Source organism: Duganella hordei (genome assembly GCF_040369125.1).
Taxonomy (GTDB): Bacteria; Pseudomonadota; Gammaproteobacteria; order Burkholderiales; family Burkholderiaceae_D; genus Rugamonas; species Rugamonas hordei.
On record NZ_BPWI01000009.1, the window covers coordinates 139,310 to 154,883 of the forward strand.

Genomic DNA, 15,574 nt, shown 5'->3' on the forward strand with positions numbered 1-15,574 from the left:
CCCACGCGTATCGAGGGTTTGCGTTATATCAAGCAGTCCGGCTCATTTCAAGCCGCTCGTCGCAGGCGCGGCTGGCTGCGCCTGCGGCCGCCGGCCGGTCCGGCGCCGCCGTCACGCTCAACAGGTGGCGTCGCGCCTGCTCGGCGCAGCCGTTGTAGAGCGTCGCGTAGGTCCGGTAGGCCGTCGTCGCCGGCCAGGCGTCCGGCAGCAACTCCTGCGGCAGCAGCGGATCGGCCTGGCGGCAGTGCTGGTAGCCGTGGCTGACCAGCAGCTGGATCAGGTAGGCCTGCTCGTCGTCGATGGCATCGTGCCGGCCCATCATCGGCAGCAGCGGCGCGAAGCGCTCTTCAAACTGCTGATACAGCGCCGCCGCGCCGTCGAAGTCCCATTCCGGCGGTCCGAACAGCGGCTGGCGTACCGCGGCCGCCAACTGGCTGCCGCAGACATGGAACAGCGCCAGGCCGTGGTCCTCGGCCGACGGCATGGCGTTGGCGTAGCCGGCGGGACGGGCCAGCACATTGGGCGCCAGCAGGCAGTAGTCCAGCCCCAGCAACTGCCGGCGGACGCGGGCATAACGCGTGGAGCTGATGCCGCCGCTGTTGATCAGCATGGTCCAGTCCTCGGCGAAGCTGCGCTCCGGCGGCGTGTTGAGGCGCTGGCGCGCCGTCAGGATCGCGGCATTGGCGGCCGGCGTCAGCGTGCACAGGCTGTGGCGGCCGTGCCGCTCGACGCGCAGTTGCTGATGCACGCCGAGCCGGAACAGCGCGGCGCGCACGGCGGGCTGCTGGAATCCAAGCGGCCGCATCAATTCGATGGCGCTGCCGAGCCACAGGCTCTTGTGCCCGTATTCCTGGGCGCTGCTGAACATCAGCCGCAGCATGGTGCGCAGCCGGGGACGGGCTTGACCCAGGTACAGGTTGAGATAGTGTTCGGCGGCGGTGCTCATGATCGCGCCGCCGCGGCCAGGTCGTGCTGCATCATAGTCGTCCTCGGTGATGGGCTGGATGGATTGTCCCACCGGCCCAAACCGCATTTCTTTGATGCATATCAAAAACTTCGGCCTTGACACCGCGTAATCGGCCGGCAGCGCGGGCCGCCTTAACCTTCGGTCAACGCATGCGCCCAGTCCAGCACCGGGATCAGCCGGAGCGGCAGCAGGTCGCGCGCGGCGGCGTAGGGCAGCCAGCGGAAGGCATGGTGCTCGGGGCGCCCCAGTTGCGGATTGACCGGCAGGCGCACGTCGTCGCTGTGGCTCTGGGCCAGGTAATAGCGCGCCACCTTGCCCTGGCCGTAAGGCGGCGTTTCGCGGAACGCATACCCCCATGGAAACTCCAGCGCGTCCAGCGAGGTTTCCTCACGCACCTCCCGGCAGGCGGCCGACAGCGGGCTTTCGCCGGCTTCGACCAGGCCCTTGGGGAAATCCCAGTACTGGTAGCTGCGCAGCAGCAGATAGCGGCAACCCTGCGCTCCGCGATGTTGAACCACGACGCCGGCGGAAAGAATACGTGGTTTCAAGCCGTCAGTGTTTGGCTTCCCTGAAATCGGCATCGACGACGTCGTCCTGTTGTGGCGGAACATTGCCGGTCTCGGCCTCCGGCGTGCCGGCGTACATCTTCGCGCCCAGCTTTTGCGCGGTGGCGGACAGCGCCTCGATGCGGGCGTCGATGTCGGCCTGGTCGTTGCCCTTGAGCGCGGTGTCGAGCGCGCCGATGGCCTGCTCGATCGTCGCGCGTTCGGCGGCGTCGAGCCGCGCGCCGTGTTCGGCCAGCGACTTGCGTGTCGCGTGCGCCAGCGCCTCGCCCGCGTTGCGGCGCTCAGCCAGCGTCTTCAGGCGCCGGTCGTCCTCGGCATGGGCGGCGGCGTCGCGCACCATTTTCTGTATCTCCGCCTCGGTCAGGCCGGAGTTGGCCTTGATGGTGATCTTGCTTTCCTTGCCGGTGGCCTTGTCCTTGGCGCTCACATGCAGGATGCCGTTGGCGTCGATGTCGAAGGCGACCTCGATCTGCGGCATGCCGCGCGGTGCCGGCGCGATGCCGACCAGGTTGAATTCCCCCAGCAGCTTGTTGCCGCTGACCATCTCCCGTTCGCCCTGGTAGACCTTGATGGTCACGGCGGGCTGGTTGTCGTCGGCGGTCGAGAACACTTCGCTGAACCGGGCCGGGATCGTGGTGTTCTTGCCGATCATCTTGGACATCACACCGCCCAGCGTTTCGATGCCGAGCGACAGCGGCGTCACGTCCATCAGCAGCACGTCGCTGCGTTCGCCCGACAGCACCGAGCCCTGGATGGCGGCGCCCACCGCCACGGCCTCGTCGGGATTGACGTCCTTGCGCGCTTCCTTGCCGAACAGCGCCTTGACCGCCTCCTGCACCTTGGGCATGCGGGTCATGCCGCCGACCAGGATCACGTCGTCGATCTTGTCGATCTCCAGCCCCGCGTCCTTGAGCGCGATGCGGCAGGGCGCGATGGTGGCGTCGATCAGTTCCTCCACCAGCGATTCCAGCTTGGCGCGGGTCATCTTCAGCGTCAGGTGGACCGGCGCGCCGTTCGCCATGGCGATGTACGGCTCGTTGATCTCGGTCTGCTGCGACGACGACAGCTCGATCTTCGCGCGCTCGGCCGAAGCCTTGATGCGCTGCAGGGCGATCGGGTCCTTCTTCAGGTCCAGGCCGTTGATCTTCTTGAACTCGTCGATGATGTAGTCGATGATGCGCTGGTCGAAGTCCTCGCCGCCGAGGAAGGTGTCGCCGTTGGTCGACAGCACTTCGAACTGCTTCTCGCCCTCGACCTGGGCGATTTCGATGATCGAGATATCGAAGGTGCCGCCGCCCAGGTCATAGACGGCGATCTTGCGGTCGGCCTTGCCGGTCTTGTCCAGGCCGAAGGCCAGCGCCGCCGCCGTCGGCTCGTTGATGATGCGCTTGACGTCCAGGCCGGCGATGCGCCCCGCGTCCTTGGTGGCCTGGCGCTGCGCGTCGTTGAAGTAGGCGGGCACGGTGATGACCGCCTCCGTCACCGGGCCGCCCAGGTAGTCCTCGGCGGTCTTCTTCATCTTGCGCAGCACCTCGGCCGACACCTGCTGCGGCGCCAGCCTCTTGCCGCGCACGTCGATCCAGGCGTCGCCGTTGTCGGCCCTGGTGATCTTGAACGGCATCAGGTGTATGTCTTTTTGCACCTCCTGCTCGTCGTACTTGCGGCCGATCAGGCGCTTGACCGCGAACAGCGTGTTCAGCGGATTGGTCACCGCCTGCCGCTTGGCCGGCGCCCCCACCAGGATTTCGCCGCCGTCCTGATACGCCACGATCGACGGCGTGGTGCGCGCGCCTTCCGCGTTCTCGATCACCTTGGCCTGGCCGCCCTCCATGATCGCCACGCAGGAATTGGTCGTGCCGAGGTCGATACCGATCATCTTGCCCATGATAGCCTCCGCCTTCTATAAGATTTCAAATACCGGCGCCGTCGGCCGGCGCCGCATCGGCCGTGCCGGGGTAGCCCACCGTTTGCGCTAGGATCACGCGCTGTTGCGGCGCCAGGCCCATCACGCGCGCCAGAGCCGGCCGGTCCACCCAGCCGCGGGCGACGGTGGCCAGGCCCTGGGCGGCGCAGAACAGATAGACGTTCTGGCTGATGTAGCCGGTGTCGAGCGCGGCGTAGAATTTCTGCTCCCATTTGGGGGCGTGGTCCATCCTGGCCAGGTCGGCGACATACACCAGGTTGACCGGGGCGGCGGCGACAAAGTCCTGCCAGCCGGTGGCCGCGCGCAGGTCCTGCCGGCCCAGCAGCTGCAGCGCGCCGGCTGCCGGGGCGAACCGGTACCAGCCGTCCTCGGTGGTCGCGTAGATATCGATTTCCCGCCAGTTCTTGGCCGACGGCGCGGTACGCATGTCCAGCTCCGGCCGGTTGACGCCGGCGGCGGCCCACAGCAACGTCTCCAGCAGTTCCTGCGTCAGGGGCTGTGGCGAGAATACCCGTTCGCTGCGGCGCGCCGCCAGCACGTCGAGCAGCGACTGGCTCAGCGGTGTCAGCGGCGCCGGCGCGTGGACGCGCTGGGCGCCCGGCGTGGGGGAAGCGGTGTGGTTGATCATGATGACTCCTGCAAATGCGCTGGCGGATGCCGGCGCGTATGCTGGTTTGACCAGCCGCCGGCCGCCGGAGTTCAGCCGGCCGCGCATGGCCGGGAACGGGACGGCCGGCCGCCATGTCGAACCGAAGGTGGCCGGCAGTGGACGCCGCCGCGCCGCCATACTTGGAAAGGAAAGGCCATGCGCGCTGCCGCCTGGATGTCGTGGGTGCTTGGCGTGGCCATGCTGGCCGCGGTGATCGTCGCCGCGCTGCACTTTTCCGAGCAGCGCCAGATGGTGGATATCGCGCAGCGGGCGCAGCCATGGTGGCTGGCGGTCGCGCTGGCGCTGCAGGCGGCCACCTATGCGGCGCAGGGCGAGACCTGGCGCCTGGTCATGCGCGCCGGCGGGGTGCGCCTGCCGGCCATGCTGGGCTTCGAGTTCAGCCTCGCCAAGCTGTTCGTCGACCAGGCGCTGCCGTCGGCGGGGCTCAGCGGCACGCTGCTCGTGGCCGGCGCCTTCGAACGGCGCGGAGTGCCGCGCCCGGTGGTCATGGCGGCGATGATCGTCGGTACCGTCGCCTATTACGGCGCCTATGTCGGCGCGCTGCTGGTCGCGCTGGCCGTCACCGCGGCGGGCGCGCGGCTGACGCCGGTCATGGTCGCGGTGGCCGGATTGCTGGCGGCCTTCAGCGGCGTGCTGATCACGGCCGTGCTGGCGCTGTCGGGCCGGCGGAGCGCCGGCCCCGCGTGGCTGCGGCGCCTGCCGCTGGCCGGCCGGCTGCTGGCCTTGCCGGCCGAAGCCGACCCGCGCCTGGCGCGCAGCGCCGCGCTGATCGGCCGCGGCGTGCTGTGCCAGCTGGCCATCGTGCTGCTGGACGTGGCCACGCTGTGGGTACTGATCCGCGCCCTGGGCGAGTCGGCCGCGCCGGCGGGGGTGTTCGCCAGTTTCATGGCGTCCAGCCTGCTGCGCACCGTCAGCGTCGTGCCGGGCGGGCTGGGCGTGTTTGAAGCGGCCTCGGTCGTGACGCTGCAGCAGGCCGGCGTGTCGCTGCCCGCCGCGCTGGCCGCGACGTTGCTGTTTCGCGGCTACAGCTTCTGGCTGCCGATGCTGCCCGGGGTGTTTTTCGCCCGCGCTGCCGGCCGGCTGGACGGAGCGCCGGCGCACGCCGGGCGCGACGCGGGTGCTCAGGATCGCGGGCGTGGCCGGTAATGGCGGTAGAACCAGCGTTTGACCGCTTCCACCGCCAGCAGGTAGGCCAGCAGCATGACGGCCAGCAGCAGGAAGAAGCGGGGCGGCGGCGCGACGAAGCCCAGCGCCGTCCCCAGCGGCGAGAACGGCAGCAGCGCGGCCGCGCCGACCACGGCCAGCGAGACGGCCGCCAGCGCGGGATGCGGTCGGCTGCTGAAGGGATTGCCGCGGGTGCGGATCAGGAAGATGACCAGCACCTGCGAAGCCATCGACTCGATGAACCAGCCGGTGCGGAACAGCGCCTCGCCGGCGCCGAGCACGGCCAGCATCAGGTAGAAGGTGAGGAAGTCGAACACCGAGCTGACCGGCCCCATGACCAGCATGAAGTCGCGGATGAAGCCCATGTCCCAGTGCTGCGGCCGGCGCAGGTAGTCGGGGTCGACCCGGTCGAGCGGTATCGGCAGCTCGGACACGTCGTACAGCAGGTTGTTGAGCAGGATCTGCGCCGGCAGCATCGGCAGGAAGGGCAGCAGCAGCGCGGCGCCGGCCATGCTGAACATGTTGCCGAAATTGGAGCTGGTGCCCATCATGATGTACTTCATGATGTTGGCAAAGGTGCGCCGGCCCTCGAGCACGCCGGCGTGCAGCACGCCCAGGTCGTGTTCCAGCAAGATCATGTCCGCCGCCGCGCGCGCCACGTCGACCGCGCCGTCGACGGAAATGCCGACGTCGGCCGAATGCAGCGCCGGCGCGTCGTTGATGCCGTCGCCGAGGTAACCCACCACGTGGCCGCGGCGCTTGAGCGCGACGATGATGCGGTTCTTCTGCACCGGCGTGACGCGGCAGAACAGGTTGACGGTCTCGGCGCGCGCGGCCAGCGCCAGGTCGTCCAGGTGCTCGATGTCGGCGCCGGCCAGCACGCCTTGCACCGGCAGGCCGAGCTGGGTGAACAGGTGCCGCGCCACCAGTTCGTTGTCGCCGGTGACGGTCTTGACGGCCACGCCGGCGGCGGCCAGCGCCGCCAGCGCCGGCCTGGCGCTGAGCTTGGCCGGATCGACGAAGGTGGCGAAGCCGGCAAACACCAGCGCCGACTCGTCGCCGACGACGGCGTCCGGATGGTCGGTGGCCATCCGGCGCCAGGCGATGCCCAGCACGCGCAGGCCTGCCTGGCTGAGCGCGGCGTAGCGCGCCTCGATGGCGGCGCGCGCCGCCGCGTCCAGCGGGTGCTCGGCGCCGTCCCGGTCCGCACCGTAGCGCACCGACAGGCGCAGCACGTCTTCCGGCGCGCCCTTGACCACCAGCAGCCGGGTCGCGCCGTTGTCGATCAGCACCGACACCCGGCGCCGCTCGAAGTCGAACGCGTGCTCGTCGACCTTGCGCCAGGGTGTCACGTCGATGTCGGCGTGGGCCAGGATGGCCTCGTCCAGCGGACTGCGCAGGCCGGTTTCAAAGTAGCTGTTGAAATAGGCCAGCTCCAGCACCTTGGCGCTGTCCTGGCCGGCCGCGTCCAGGTGCTGCTCCAGGCGGATGCGCGCCTCGGTCAGCGTGCCGGTCTTGTCGGTGCACAGCACGTCCATGCTGCCCAGGCTCTGGATCGAGGCCAGCCGCTTGACGATCACCTTGGCGGCGGCCATGCGCAGCGCGCCGCGCGCCAACGTCACCGACACCACCATCGGCAGCAGCTCGGGCGTCAGGCCCACCGCCAGCGCGACGGCGAACAGGAACGATTCGAGCAGCGGCCGGTGGAACAGCGCATTGACCAGCAGCACGAACAGCACCAGCGACACCGTCAGCCGCAGGATCAACAGCCCGAAGCGGCGGGTGCCGCGCTCGAAATCGGTCAGCGGGGCACGCGCCTGCAGCAGGCCGGCGACCTCGCCGAAGGCGGTCGCGCGGCCGCTGCGGCACATCAGCACTTTGGCGCTGCCGCTGATGACCGAGGTGCCCAGCAGCACGGTATTGGCGGCGGCCAGCACGTCGTCCGCGCCGGGCAGCTCGACGGCGCTCTTTTCCACCGGGTAGGGTTCGCCGGTCAGCAGCGCCTGGTTGACGAAGAAGTCCCTGGCCTCCAGCACCCGGCCATCGCAGGGCACCAGGTCGCCGGCCGCCAGCAGCGCGACGTCGCCGGCCACCAGCGCGGCCACCGGTATCTGCGCCGGCCGGCCGTCGCGCAGCACGCGGGCGCGCACCTCGACCGAGCGGCGCAGCCGCGCGGCCGCGGCGCCGGCCCGGTATTCCTGCGCCACGTCGAGGCTGACGCTGACGACGACGATGGCGCCGACCAGCACGAAGCTGGCGGTGTCGCCGGTCAGCGCCGACAGCGCGCTGGCCACCACCAGGATCAGCACCAGCGGATTGGCGAACTTGGCCACGAACTGGCGCGGCAGCGACGCGGCATGTTCCGTGGCGGGCAGGTTGGGACCGTACTGCGCCAGGCGCGCCGCCGCGACCGCGCCCGGCAGGCCGTCGGGGCCGCTGCCGAGCTGGCGCAGCAGATCGGCCAGCGGCATGCGCCAGAATGCCAGGTCGGGGTTTTGCGCGGCCGGACTCGGCATGATGCGGCCCGCGCTAGACGCCGACCGGGAAAGTTTCCGGCGCCTCGCCCAGCTGCCATGGGGCGCTCAGCTCCAGCGGCTCCAGCGCGCGCGTGTCGTCGATATGCAGCAGGGCGTCGAATTGCTGCGACAGATGCGCGTGGAAATAGTGGCTCTGGCGCTCCGTCTCGGGCCGGTAGATGACGCCGATGGCGCGCTCGAGCCGTTGCTTCCACAGCGCCTGGCTGCTTGCCGCGTCGCCGCGGAAGGGCAGCACGAAGCTGGGCAGGCCGCTGTGGTGCAGCAGCGCTTCATACGATTGCGGCAGCGCCGGCCGCACCCGCTTGCGTTCGGCGGCCGCATCCCAGTCGGAGGCGGCGGTGACCGTGCCATTGTAGGTCGTCATGCCGATCAGGAAGGCGCGCTCGCGGTAGCGCTCGCGCGCCAGCTGGCCCAGCGTCCACTCGCCGGTGCGGCCCGCCTCGGTGGCGCGGGCGTCGCCGATATGCGAGTTGTGGGCCCAGACCACGATGCGGGTGTGGCCGTCCGCGCTGTCCGGCCGCAGGTGCGCGGCCAGCGCGTCGAGCGTGCTGGCCATATGATGGTCGCGCAGGTTCCACGACGAGATATGGCCGCGGAACATGGTGCGGTAGTAGCGTTCGGCCTGCGTCACCAGCTGCGCGTTTTGGCGGGCGTAGAACAGCGCGTCGCGCGCCGCCGCGCCGTCGCCGCGCAGGTATCCGGCGGCCCTGGTGTTGAGTTCGACCAACTGCGCGATGACTTCGTTCTCGCACGACGGCGACAGGCCGAACGCGCTGGAATAGCCATAGCGCTGGCTGTCGGGGCGGAAGTGGTCGAGGCAGGCGTAGCGCGCCCGCGCGCGGCGGGCGCCGTCCGGGTCGACCTGGTCCAGGTAGGCCAGCACTTCGGCTATCGAGGTGTACAGGCTGTACAGGTCCAGGCCGTAGAACCCGACCCGCGGCGCTTGCGCGGGCAGGGCGGCGTTGTAGCGGCGCAGCCAGTCGACGAAATCGACCATGGAGGTGTTGCGCCACATCCAGGTGGGGAAGCGGCGGAAGCCGTCCAGCGCGGCGTCGGCGTTGGCGTCGATGCCCTCGCCGCGGACGTGGCGGTTGACGCGGTAGGCATCGGGCCAGTCCGCTTCGACGGCGACCGCCTGGAAGCCCCGTTCGGCGATCAGGCGCCGCGTCAGCCGTGCGCGTTCGTCGTAGAATTCCTGCGTGCCGTGGCTGGCCTCGCCGATCAGCACGATGCGGGCGTCGCCGATCAGCGCGAGCAGGCCGTCATAGTCGGCGGCGGCGCCAGTCAGTAGCTGGGCCGAGGCCGTCACTGCGCCGATCAACGCCGGCGTCGCCGCACCGTTTGCGGCAGCGGTGTCAGCGGTGTCAGTCGGGGTCATGATGGGCGGCAGCCGGTTGTAGGTTCGGGTCGGGCGGGATCCGGCGCCACGCCCGCGCCAGCAGGCTGGCCACTTCCTCGTCGCCGACTTGCTCGAAGTCGCGGTACCATTCGCCGACCGAATAGTAGGGATGGGGCGTGTGCAGGCAGACCAGCTCATCGACTTCGCCGCCCAGCGCCCGGCAGACCTCCCGCGGGGCGACGGGCACGGCTACAATGATTTTCGCCGGCCGCGCCTGGCGCGCCACGAGGATAGCCATGCGCATGGTGGCGCCGGTGGCCAGGCCGTCGTCGACCAGGATCACGATCCGGTCGCGCAATCGCGGTGGCGGACGGCCGCCGCGATAGCGTATTTCGCGCCTGGCGATTTCCTCGCGCTCGCGGTCGACCTCATCGGTCAGCGCGGCTGCCGGCATGCCGAGCAGCCTGAGCTCCTCGAGGTTGAGCAGGCACGGCCCTTCGCCGGCGACGGCGCCGATCGCATATTCCGGATAGCCGGGCAAGCCCAGCTTGCGCACCTGGACGACGTCCAGCGGCACCGCCAGCGCCTCGGCCACGGCGTAGGCGGTGGGCACGCCGCCACGCGGCAGGCCCAGCACGATGACGTCGCCACCCCCGGCGTAGCTGTGCAGCCGGTCAGCCAGCAGCTTGCCCGCGTGCAGTCGATTGTTGAACAGTCTACGCATGAGCCGACCTCGGAAATTCAGCGCTGCAATGTCCTCCGCGCTTGGGCGCCATCACTATGCGTTGGACGCGCCGCCGCCGGTTTGGTTCTCGGTCGGGAGAAAAAAACGCGGCAATCACAGCTCACCGGCGGCACGGCGCCAGCGGCGCATCACCAGATAGGCGCCGGGCCGCAGCGCACCTTTGAGGCAGCGCAATCTTGGCGGGGCGGCGGGTCATATGCTGGCAGGGTTGGCCGCGTCGCCGGGCGCTGGCGAGGCGGCGGACAGTCCTGTCACCTGGGAGGAAACATGCCGGCCAAACATCTGCTGTTTCACGACGACGCCCGCGCCAGGCTGCACGCCGGTATCAATACGCTGGCCAACGCGGTCAAGGTCACGCTGGGTCCCAGGGGCCGCACCGTGGTGCTGGACGACGGCCGGGGCGCGCCGATGATCATCAATTCCGGCGTCATCGTCGCCAGGGCGATCGAGTTGCCGGACAAGAGCGAGAACATGGGTGCGCAGATGGTGCGCGAGGTGGCGGCCAGGACGTCCGAGATGGCCGGCGACGGCACCACCACGGCGACGGTGCTGGCGCAGGCCATCATTTACCAGGGGATGAAGTATGTCGCCGCCGGCCTCGACCCGATGGACTTGAAGCGCGGCGTCGATGCCGCCGTCGAGGCCGTCGTGGCCGGCCTGCACGAGGCCTCCCGCACCATCGCCTCGAGCCAGGAAATCGCCCAGGTCGCCGCCATCTCCGCCAACGGCGATGCGGCGATCGGCGCCATGATCGCCCAGGCGCTGGAGCGGGTCGGGCGCGAGGGCGTGGTCAGGGCCGAGGACGGGCGCGGCCTGGACAACGAGCTGGAAGTGGTGGAAGGGCTGCAGTTCGACCGCGGCTACCTGTCGCCGTACTTCGTGGCCGACCCCGGCAAGGGACGGGTGGTGCTGGAGAACGCGCGGATCCTGGTCTGCGCCAGGCACATGTCGGCCGGCGCCGAGCTGTACGCCTTGCTGGAACAGCTGATCCAGGGCGGCCAGGCGCTGCTGGTCATTGCCGACGATGTCAGCGGCGACGCGCTGGCGACGCTGGTGGTCAACGCCTTGCGCGGCACGCTGAAGGTGTGCGCGGTCAAGGCGCCGGGATTCGGCGACGAGCGCGCGGCCCAGCTGGAAGACATCGCCGCCGTCACCGGCACGCAGGTGATCGCGCCGGCGGCCGGCATGGCGCTCGACAAGGCGACCCTCGACCAGCTGGGCCAGGCGCAGCGGGTCGAGGTCGACCATGACAGCACGACGATTATCGCCGGCGAGGCCAGCGCGGCGCGCATCGAGCGTCAGGCGGCGGCGATACGCCAGCAGCTGGGCAGGGTCGCCAACGCGGTCGAGCGCGGCCGGCTGGAGGCCCGCCTGGCGCGGCTGGGCGGCGGCGTCGCGCTGATCAAGGTCGGCGCCTCGACCGAGACGGAAATGAAGGAAAAACGCTCGCGCGTGGAAGACGCGCTGCATGCGACCAGGGCGGCGGTGGAGGAGGGTGTCGGCGCCGGCGGCGGCGTGGCGCTGCTGCGCGCGCGCGCAGCGCTCGACGCCGTGGCGACGGCGAATATGGCGCAGGAGTGTGGCGTGCGCATCGTGCGCCAGGCGCTGGAGGCGCCGCTGCGGCAGATCGTCGCCAACGCCGGCGGCGAGCCCGATGTCGTGATCGACAAGGTGCTCCATGGCGGCGGCGACTTTGGCTACAACGCGGCCACCGCCGAGTACGGCAACTTGACTGCGATGGGTATCATCGATCCGACCAAGGTCACCCGCCTGGCGCTGCGCAACGCCGCCTCGATTGCCGGCCTGGTGCTGACCACCGATTGCGTGGTGGTGGAGACGCAGCCGCCGGCCGATGTCGTCGTAGTCTAAAGAATAAAGACCAAGGCGGTACGCCGCCACGGAGGTGATCATGCCAAACGATCGATTGTCGGAACCCTTGTCGGCCCATGTCTGGCATACCAGGTACCGGGCCGGCGGCGACGCCGGCGAGGCGGACATCGCCGCCAGCTGGGAGCGGGTGGCGCTGGCGCTGTCGCAGCCCGATGCCCATCACCGCGACCAGTGGCGCGAACGCTATATGCAATTGCTGGCCGACTTCCGTTTCCTGCCGGGCGGCCGCATCCTGGCCGGCGCCGGCAGCGCGCGCCGCCGCACGCTGTTCAACTGCTTCGTCACCGGCACGCTGCACGACGCGCTGGACGGCATCTTTTCGGCGCTGGGGGAATCGATGGTGACGCTGCAGGCCGGCGGCGGCATCGGCTGCGATTTCTCCCCGCTGCGGCCGGCCGGCGCGCGGGCGATCCAGAGCGGCCATATCGCCTCCGGGCCGGTGTCGTTCATGCAGCTGTGGGAGAGCGCCTGCGCCACGCTGCTGTCGACCCACGAGCGCGACGGCGCCATGATGGCGACGCTGCGCTGCGATCACCCCGATATCGAACGCTTCATCGACGCCAAGCGGCAGGGCGGGACGCTGCGCCATTTCAACCTGTCGGTGCTGGTGAGCGACGCGTTCATGCAGGCGGTGGATGAGGATGCGCCGTGGCCGCTGGTGTTCCCTCTGGCCGGGCACCCGGTGCCGGACGGCGGCGTGGTGTGCGAACGGCTGTGGTCGGGCGGCGTGGCGCCCGAGCCCTGCCTGGTGGCCGCCACCGTCGGCGCCCGCGCGCTGTGGCGCCGCATCGCCGAGGCCGCCTTTGACTGCGGCGACCCCGGCGTGATCTTCATCGACCGCGTGCAGCGCTCGAACAACCTGCGCTACAGGGAAAGCATCAGCGCCTGCAATCCCTGCGGCGAAGTGCCGCTGCCGCCGCATGGCGCCTGCAACCTGGGCTCGCTGAACCTGACGCGCTTCGTCGAACAGCCGTTCGGCGCCCATCCGCGGCTGGACCTGCAGGGCATCTTTGCGGCCGCTACCACCGCCACCAGGATGCTGGACAATGTGTACGAGGTGTCGCCGTTTCCGCTCAGGGCGCAGGCAAGCGCCGCGCACGCGGCGCGCCGCATCGGCATCGGCATCACCGGCCTGGCCGATGCGCTGGCGATGCTGGGCGTGCGCTACGGCACGGACAGCTCGCTCGATATCGCCGACACCGTCATGCGCACCGTCAGCCACGCGGCCTACCACGCGTCGATCGCGCTGGCCCGCGAGCGCGGCGCGTTTCCGGCCTACCGCGCGGCCGAGTACCTGGGCGGGGACTTCATCCAGTCGCTGCCGCAGGACATCATCGAGGGCATCTGGCGCGACGGCATCCGCAACAGCCACCTGACCGCGATTGCCCCGGCCGGCAGCATCAGCGTGCTCGCCAACAATATCTCCAGCGGCATCGAACCGGTCTACGCCTTTCAACTGCGGCGCGAGGTGCGCACCGCCGGCGGCGGCACGGCGGTCATGGAGGGCAGCGACTATGCCTGGCGCCTGTTTCGACAGCTGCACGGCGAGCATGTCCCGCTGCCGGACGCGCTGGTCGAGGCGGCCGACGTCGACCCGGCGCGGCAGCTGCTGCTGATGGCGCGCTTGCAGGCACATGTCGACCAATCGATCTCCAAGACCGTCAACCTGCCCGCGCAGGCCGGCGTGGAGCAGGTCGAGGCGCTGCTCAACGACGCCTACCGGCTGGGCCTCAAGGGCTGCACGGTGTTTCGTGCCGGCGGCGCCGTCGAGCCGGCGCTGACGCGCTGCGGCCAGCGGCGCGGCCCCGCCGGCGTCTAGGGCGCCGGCAGCTTCAGCGGTTCCCTGAACCGGATGACCTGGCTGACGCCGTCGGCGTCGACCACCTCCATGCTCAGCAGGTTGACGCCCTTGGTCTCGATAAACACTTCGCGCGGGCGCCGTATCATGTGGTCGAGCCCCTCCGCCATGATCGCGATGAGGTCGTTCTTCGGATCGTAGACGACACCGGTCAGCGGCAGCCATTCGGCCGCAAACTGGCTGCCGATCTGCAGCGATGCGACTTCGATGCCGACGTTCATTCCCTCCAGAAGTGTGGAGACGTGATCGAAGTACGGCTTCCATGCCGTTTTCTCGAGCTTGCTGGTGGTGGTCATGGCTGGTCTCCCATAGTACGGCGGCGGGACGGTCCGCCTTCCTGTTTTTGACCATCGCCGCGGCCGAGGATTCCCTCCTTGGGCCAATACAGTGCGCATTTGACCGAGATCAAGGATGTCACGTGGGTGGCGGGACTAGCATGATCCGGTACACGAGGGGTGTGCAAGAACACTAACCCAGGAGGGAACGCTATGCCTATTCATACCAAGCGGAAAAGCGTACTGGCTAGTCTGGTGGCATTGGCCATCTGCGGCGCAACGGTGGCGCAGGCGGCGGGCCAGGCTGATCAATCGAACCAGTCCAGCCAGGCCGACACCAGTTCCAAGCCGGCGCAAAGCGCGACGCGGCGCGTCAGCGACGCGCTGGCCGTGGTACGCCAGCTCGAGGCCGAGCCGCGCATGAAGCAATTGCTGCAGCAGGCCAAGGGCGTGCTGATCGTGCCGTCGTACGGGCGCGCGGCGCTCGGCGTCGGTGCCCACGGCGGCGCCGGCCTGCTGCTGCTCAAGCGCACCGACGGCAGCTGGAGCGGACCGGCGTTCTACGACCTCGGCGGGCTGACGGTGGGCCTGCAGGTCGGCGCCGAGGGCGGGGCGATCGCCATGGTCCTCAACAACGACAAGGCGGTCGCCGAGTTCATGAAGAAAAACAACTTCGCCCTCAGCGCCGAGGCCGGCCTGACCGTGGTCAACTGGTCCAAGCTGGCCCAGGGCACGGCGGGCACCGGTGATGTGGTCGCCTGGAGCGGCACCAAGGGCTTGTTCGGCGACGCCGTGGCGATCGGACTGAACGACATCCGCTTCAATCAAAACCTGACCAACGCCTACTACGGCCGCACGCTGTCGCCGAAGGACATCGCCGCCGGCACCGTCAGCAATCCGCAGGCGCAGCCGCTGCAACAGGCGCTGGGCGAGGCCTCGACCATCACCAAGTAGCGGCGACGCAAGGAGGAAGTCATGATGACCGATAGCGACATCAAGAAGAACGTCGAGCACGAGCTGGCCTGGGATGCCGATCTGGCCGCGGCCGACGTGGGCGTTTCTGTGCGCGAGAAAATCGTCACGCTCAGTGGCTTTGTCCGCAGCTACAGCCAGAAGATCGTCGCGGAACGCGCCGCGCAGCGCGTCGTCGGCGTGGCTGGCGTGGCCAACGATATCGAGGTGCGGCTGGCCGGCGAGGGCCGGCTCGACGCCGACATCGCACGCGAAGCGGCCTCCGTGCTCAAATTCCAGCTGCCGCACTCGGCCGAATCGATCCAGGTGGTGGCCGACGGCGGCATGCTCAAGCTGGAGGGCGAGGTGGAATGGAACTACCAGCGCCAGCGCGCCGAACAGGCGGTGCGCCGGATACGCGGCGTGCGCGGCGTCACCAACCAGATACACCTGCGGCCGGCGGTCGAGCCCCACGACGTGGAGCGCAAGATCGTTGCGGCCTTTCACCGCAATGCCGCGGTCGATGCGGCCAGGCTGCGGGTCGAGGCCAGCGGCGGCACGGTGACGCTTCATGGCAGCGTGCGTTCATGGTCCGAGCGCGAGGCGGCCGAGCGGGCGGCCTGGCTGGCCCCCGGCGTGACCCACGTCAACAACCTGATCACCATCGATGCCACGCTGACGCGCTGAC

At 69.6% G+C, this 15,574-nt stretch carries 13 protein-coding genes; 5 read left to right on the forward strand and 8 right to left on the reverse strand.

The annotated features are described in order from the left end of the window. Window positions 1-28 precede the first annotated feature (28 nt). From ABWW33_RS20795 to ABWW33_RS20810, 4 genes are all read right to left on the reverse strand, one after another. Window positions 29-1,018 (reverse strand): PaaX family transcriptional regulator C-terminal domain-containing protein, encoded by a 990-nt coding sequence (locus ABWW33_RS20795; RefSeq protein ID WP_353403540.1) that lies wholly within the window; start codon window positions 1,016-1,018, stop codon window positions 29-31. A gap of 80 nt (window positions 1,019-1,098) precedes the next feature. Further along, window positions 1,099-1,515: a bis(5'-nucleosyl)-tetraphosphatase gene (locus ABWW33_RS20800; RefSeq protein WP_353403541.1), complete on the reverse strand. Its 417-nt coding sequence runs from the start codon at window positions 1,513-1,515 to the stop codon at window positions 1,099-1,101. Between the two features lie 4 nt (window positions 1,516-1,519). Beyond that, the gene (gene dnaK / locus ABWW33_RS20805; RefSeq protein WP_353403542.1) at window positions 1,520-3,418 is read right to left on the reverse strand and encodes a molecular chaperone DnaK; all 1,899 of its coding nucleotides are present in this window, start codon (window positions 3,416-3,418) and stop codon (window positions 1,520-1,522) included. 25 nt (window positions 3,419-3,443) lie between these two features. Continuing rightward, window positions 3,444-4,085, reverse strand: coding sequence for a SagB/ThcOx family dehydrogenase (locus ABWW33_RS20810; RefSeq protein WP_353403544.1), 642 nt, complete (start codon window positions 4,083-4,085; stop codon window positions 3,444-3,446). A 177-nt stretch (window positions 4,086-4,262) separates the two neighbouring features. Between ABWW33_RS20810 and ABWW33_RS20815 the strand changes: the two genes are divergently transcribed. Then, the gene (locus ABWW33_RS20815; RefSeq protein WP_353403545.1) at window positions 4,263-5,273 is read left to right on the forward strand and encodes a lysylphosphatidylglycerol synthase transmembrane domain-containing protein; all 1,011 of its coding nucleotides are present in this window, start codon (window positions 4,263-4,265) and stop codon (window positions 5,271-5,273) included. On the opposite strand, the gene mgtA is transcribed toward ABWW33_RS20815, so the two are convergent. From mgtA to ABWW33_RS20830, 3 genes are read right to left on the reverse strand one after another with little or no spacing between them, the layout of a single operon-like run. Then, window positions 5,249-7,807: a magnesium-translocating P-type ATPase gene (gene mgtA, locus ABWW33_RS20820; protein ID WP_353403546.1), complete on the reverse strand. Its 2,559-nt coding sequence runs from the start codon at window positions 7,805-7,807 to the stop codon at window positions 5,249-5,251. The genes ABWW33_RS20815 and mgtA overlap by 25 nt on opposite strands. Before the next feature lie 13 nt (window positions 7,808-7,820). Next, complete coding sequence (locus tag ABWW33_RS20825; RefSeq protein ID WP_353403548.1) at window positions 7,821-9,206, reverse strand: erythromycin esterase family protein; 1,386 nt, start codon at window positions 9,204-9,206, stop codon at window positions 7,821-7,823. Further along, window positions 9,193-9,891, reverse strand: coding sequence for a phosphoribosyltransferase (locus ABWW33_RS20830; RefSeq protein ID WP_353403550.1), 699 nt, complete (start codon window positions 9,889-9,891; stop codon window positions 9,193-9,195). Before ABWW33_RS20830 ends, ABWW33_RS20825 begins: the two co-directional genes overlap by 14 nt. Before the next feature lie 288 nt (window positions 9,892-10,179). On the opposite strand from ABWW33_RS20830, the gene groL reads away from it, so the two are divergent. Continuing rightward, window positions 10,180-11,781 carry a chaperonin GroEL gene (groL, locus tag ABWW33_RS20835; RefSeq protein ID WP_353403551.1) on the forward strand — a complete coding sequence of 534 codons (1,602 nt, stop codon included), beginning with the start codon at window positions 10,180-10,182 and terminating at the stop codon, window positions 11,779-11,781. Between the two features lie 40 nt (window positions 11,782-11,821). Further along, a complete protein-coding gene (locus ABWW33_RS20840; protein ID WP_353403552.1) occupies window positions 11,822-13,621 on the forward strand; it encodes an adenosylcobalamin-dependent ribonucleoside-diphosphate reductase in 1,800 nt (599 codons plus the stop codon). Here the strand turns inward: ABWW33_RS20840 and ABWW33_RS20845 are convergent. Further along, window positions 13,618-13,956 carry a DUF5335 domain-containing protein gene (locus tag ABWW33_RS20845; RefSeq protein ID WP_353403553.1) on the reverse strand — a complete coding sequence of 113 codons (339 nt, stop codon included), beginning with the start codon at window positions 13,954-13,956 and terminating at the stop codon, window positions 13,618-13,620. The genes ABWW33_RS20840 and ABWW33_RS20845 overlap by 4 nt on opposite strands. Window positions 13,957-14,148: 192 nt before the next feature. On the opposite strand from ABWW33_RS20845, the gene ABWW33_RS20850 reads away from it, so the two are divergent. Then, complete coding sequence (locus ABWW33_RS20850) at window positions 14,149-14,889, forward strand: lipid-binding SYLF domain-containing protein (RefSeq protein ID WP_353403554.1); 741 nt, start codon at window positions 14,149-14,151, stop codon at window positions 14,887-14,889. Window positions 14,890-14,910: 21 nt separating this feature from the next. Next, entirely contained in the window at window positions 14,911-15,573 is a 663-nt protein-coding gene (locus ABWW33_RS20855) for a BON domain-containing protein (RefSeq protein WP_353403555.1), read from the forward strand. Window position 15,574: the final 1 nt, after the last annotated feature.

Excerpts from the sequence above, each read along its gene's own strand:
- dnaK (WP_353403542.1), bottom strand. The coding sequence starts at position 3,418 with ATGGGCAAGATGATCGGTATCGACCTCGGCACGACCAATTCCTGCGTG.
- ABWW33_RS20810 (WP_353403544.1), bottom strand. The coding sequence starts at position 4,085 with ATGATCAACCACACCGCTTCCCCCACGCCGGGCGCCCAGCGCGTCCAC.
- ABWW33_RS20815 (WP_353403545.1), top strand. The coding sequence starts at position 4,263 with ATGCGCGCTGCCGCCTGGATGTCGTGGGTGCTTGGCGTGGCCATGCTG.
- mgtA (WP_353403546.1), bottom strand. The coding sequence starts at position 7,807 with ATGCCGAGTCCGGCCGCGCAAAACCCCGACCTGGCATTCTGGCGCATG.
- ABWW33_RS20825 (WP_353403548.1), bottom strand. The coding sequence starts at position 9,206 with ATGACCCCGACTGACACCGCTGACACCGCTGCCGCAAACGGTGCGGCG.
- ABWW33_RS20830 (WP_353403550.1), bottom strand. The coding sequence starts at position 9,891 with ATGCGTAGACTGTTCAACAATCGACTGCACGCGGGCAAGCTGCTGGCT.
- groL (WP_353403551.1), top strand. The coding sequence starts at position 10,180 with ATGCCGGCCAAACATCTGCTGTTTCACGACGACGCCCGCGCCAGGCTG.
- ABWW33_RS20840 (WP_353403552.1), top strand. The coding sequence starts at position 11,822 with ATGCCAAACGATCGATTGTCGGAACCCTTGTCGGCCCATGTCTGGCAT.
- ABWW33_RS20845 (WP_353403553.1), bottom strand. The coding sequence starts at position 13,956 with ATGACCACCACCAGCAAGCTCGAGAAAACGGCATGGAAGCCGTACTTC.
- ABWW33_RS20850 (WP_353403554.1), top strand. The coding sequence starts at position 14,149 with ATGCCTATTCATACCAAGCGGAAAAGCGTACTGGCTAGTCTGGTGGCA.
- ABWW33_RS20855 (WP_353403555.1), top strand. The coding sequence starts at position 14,911 with ATGATGACCGATAGCGACATCAAGAAGAACGTCGAGCACGAGCTGGCC.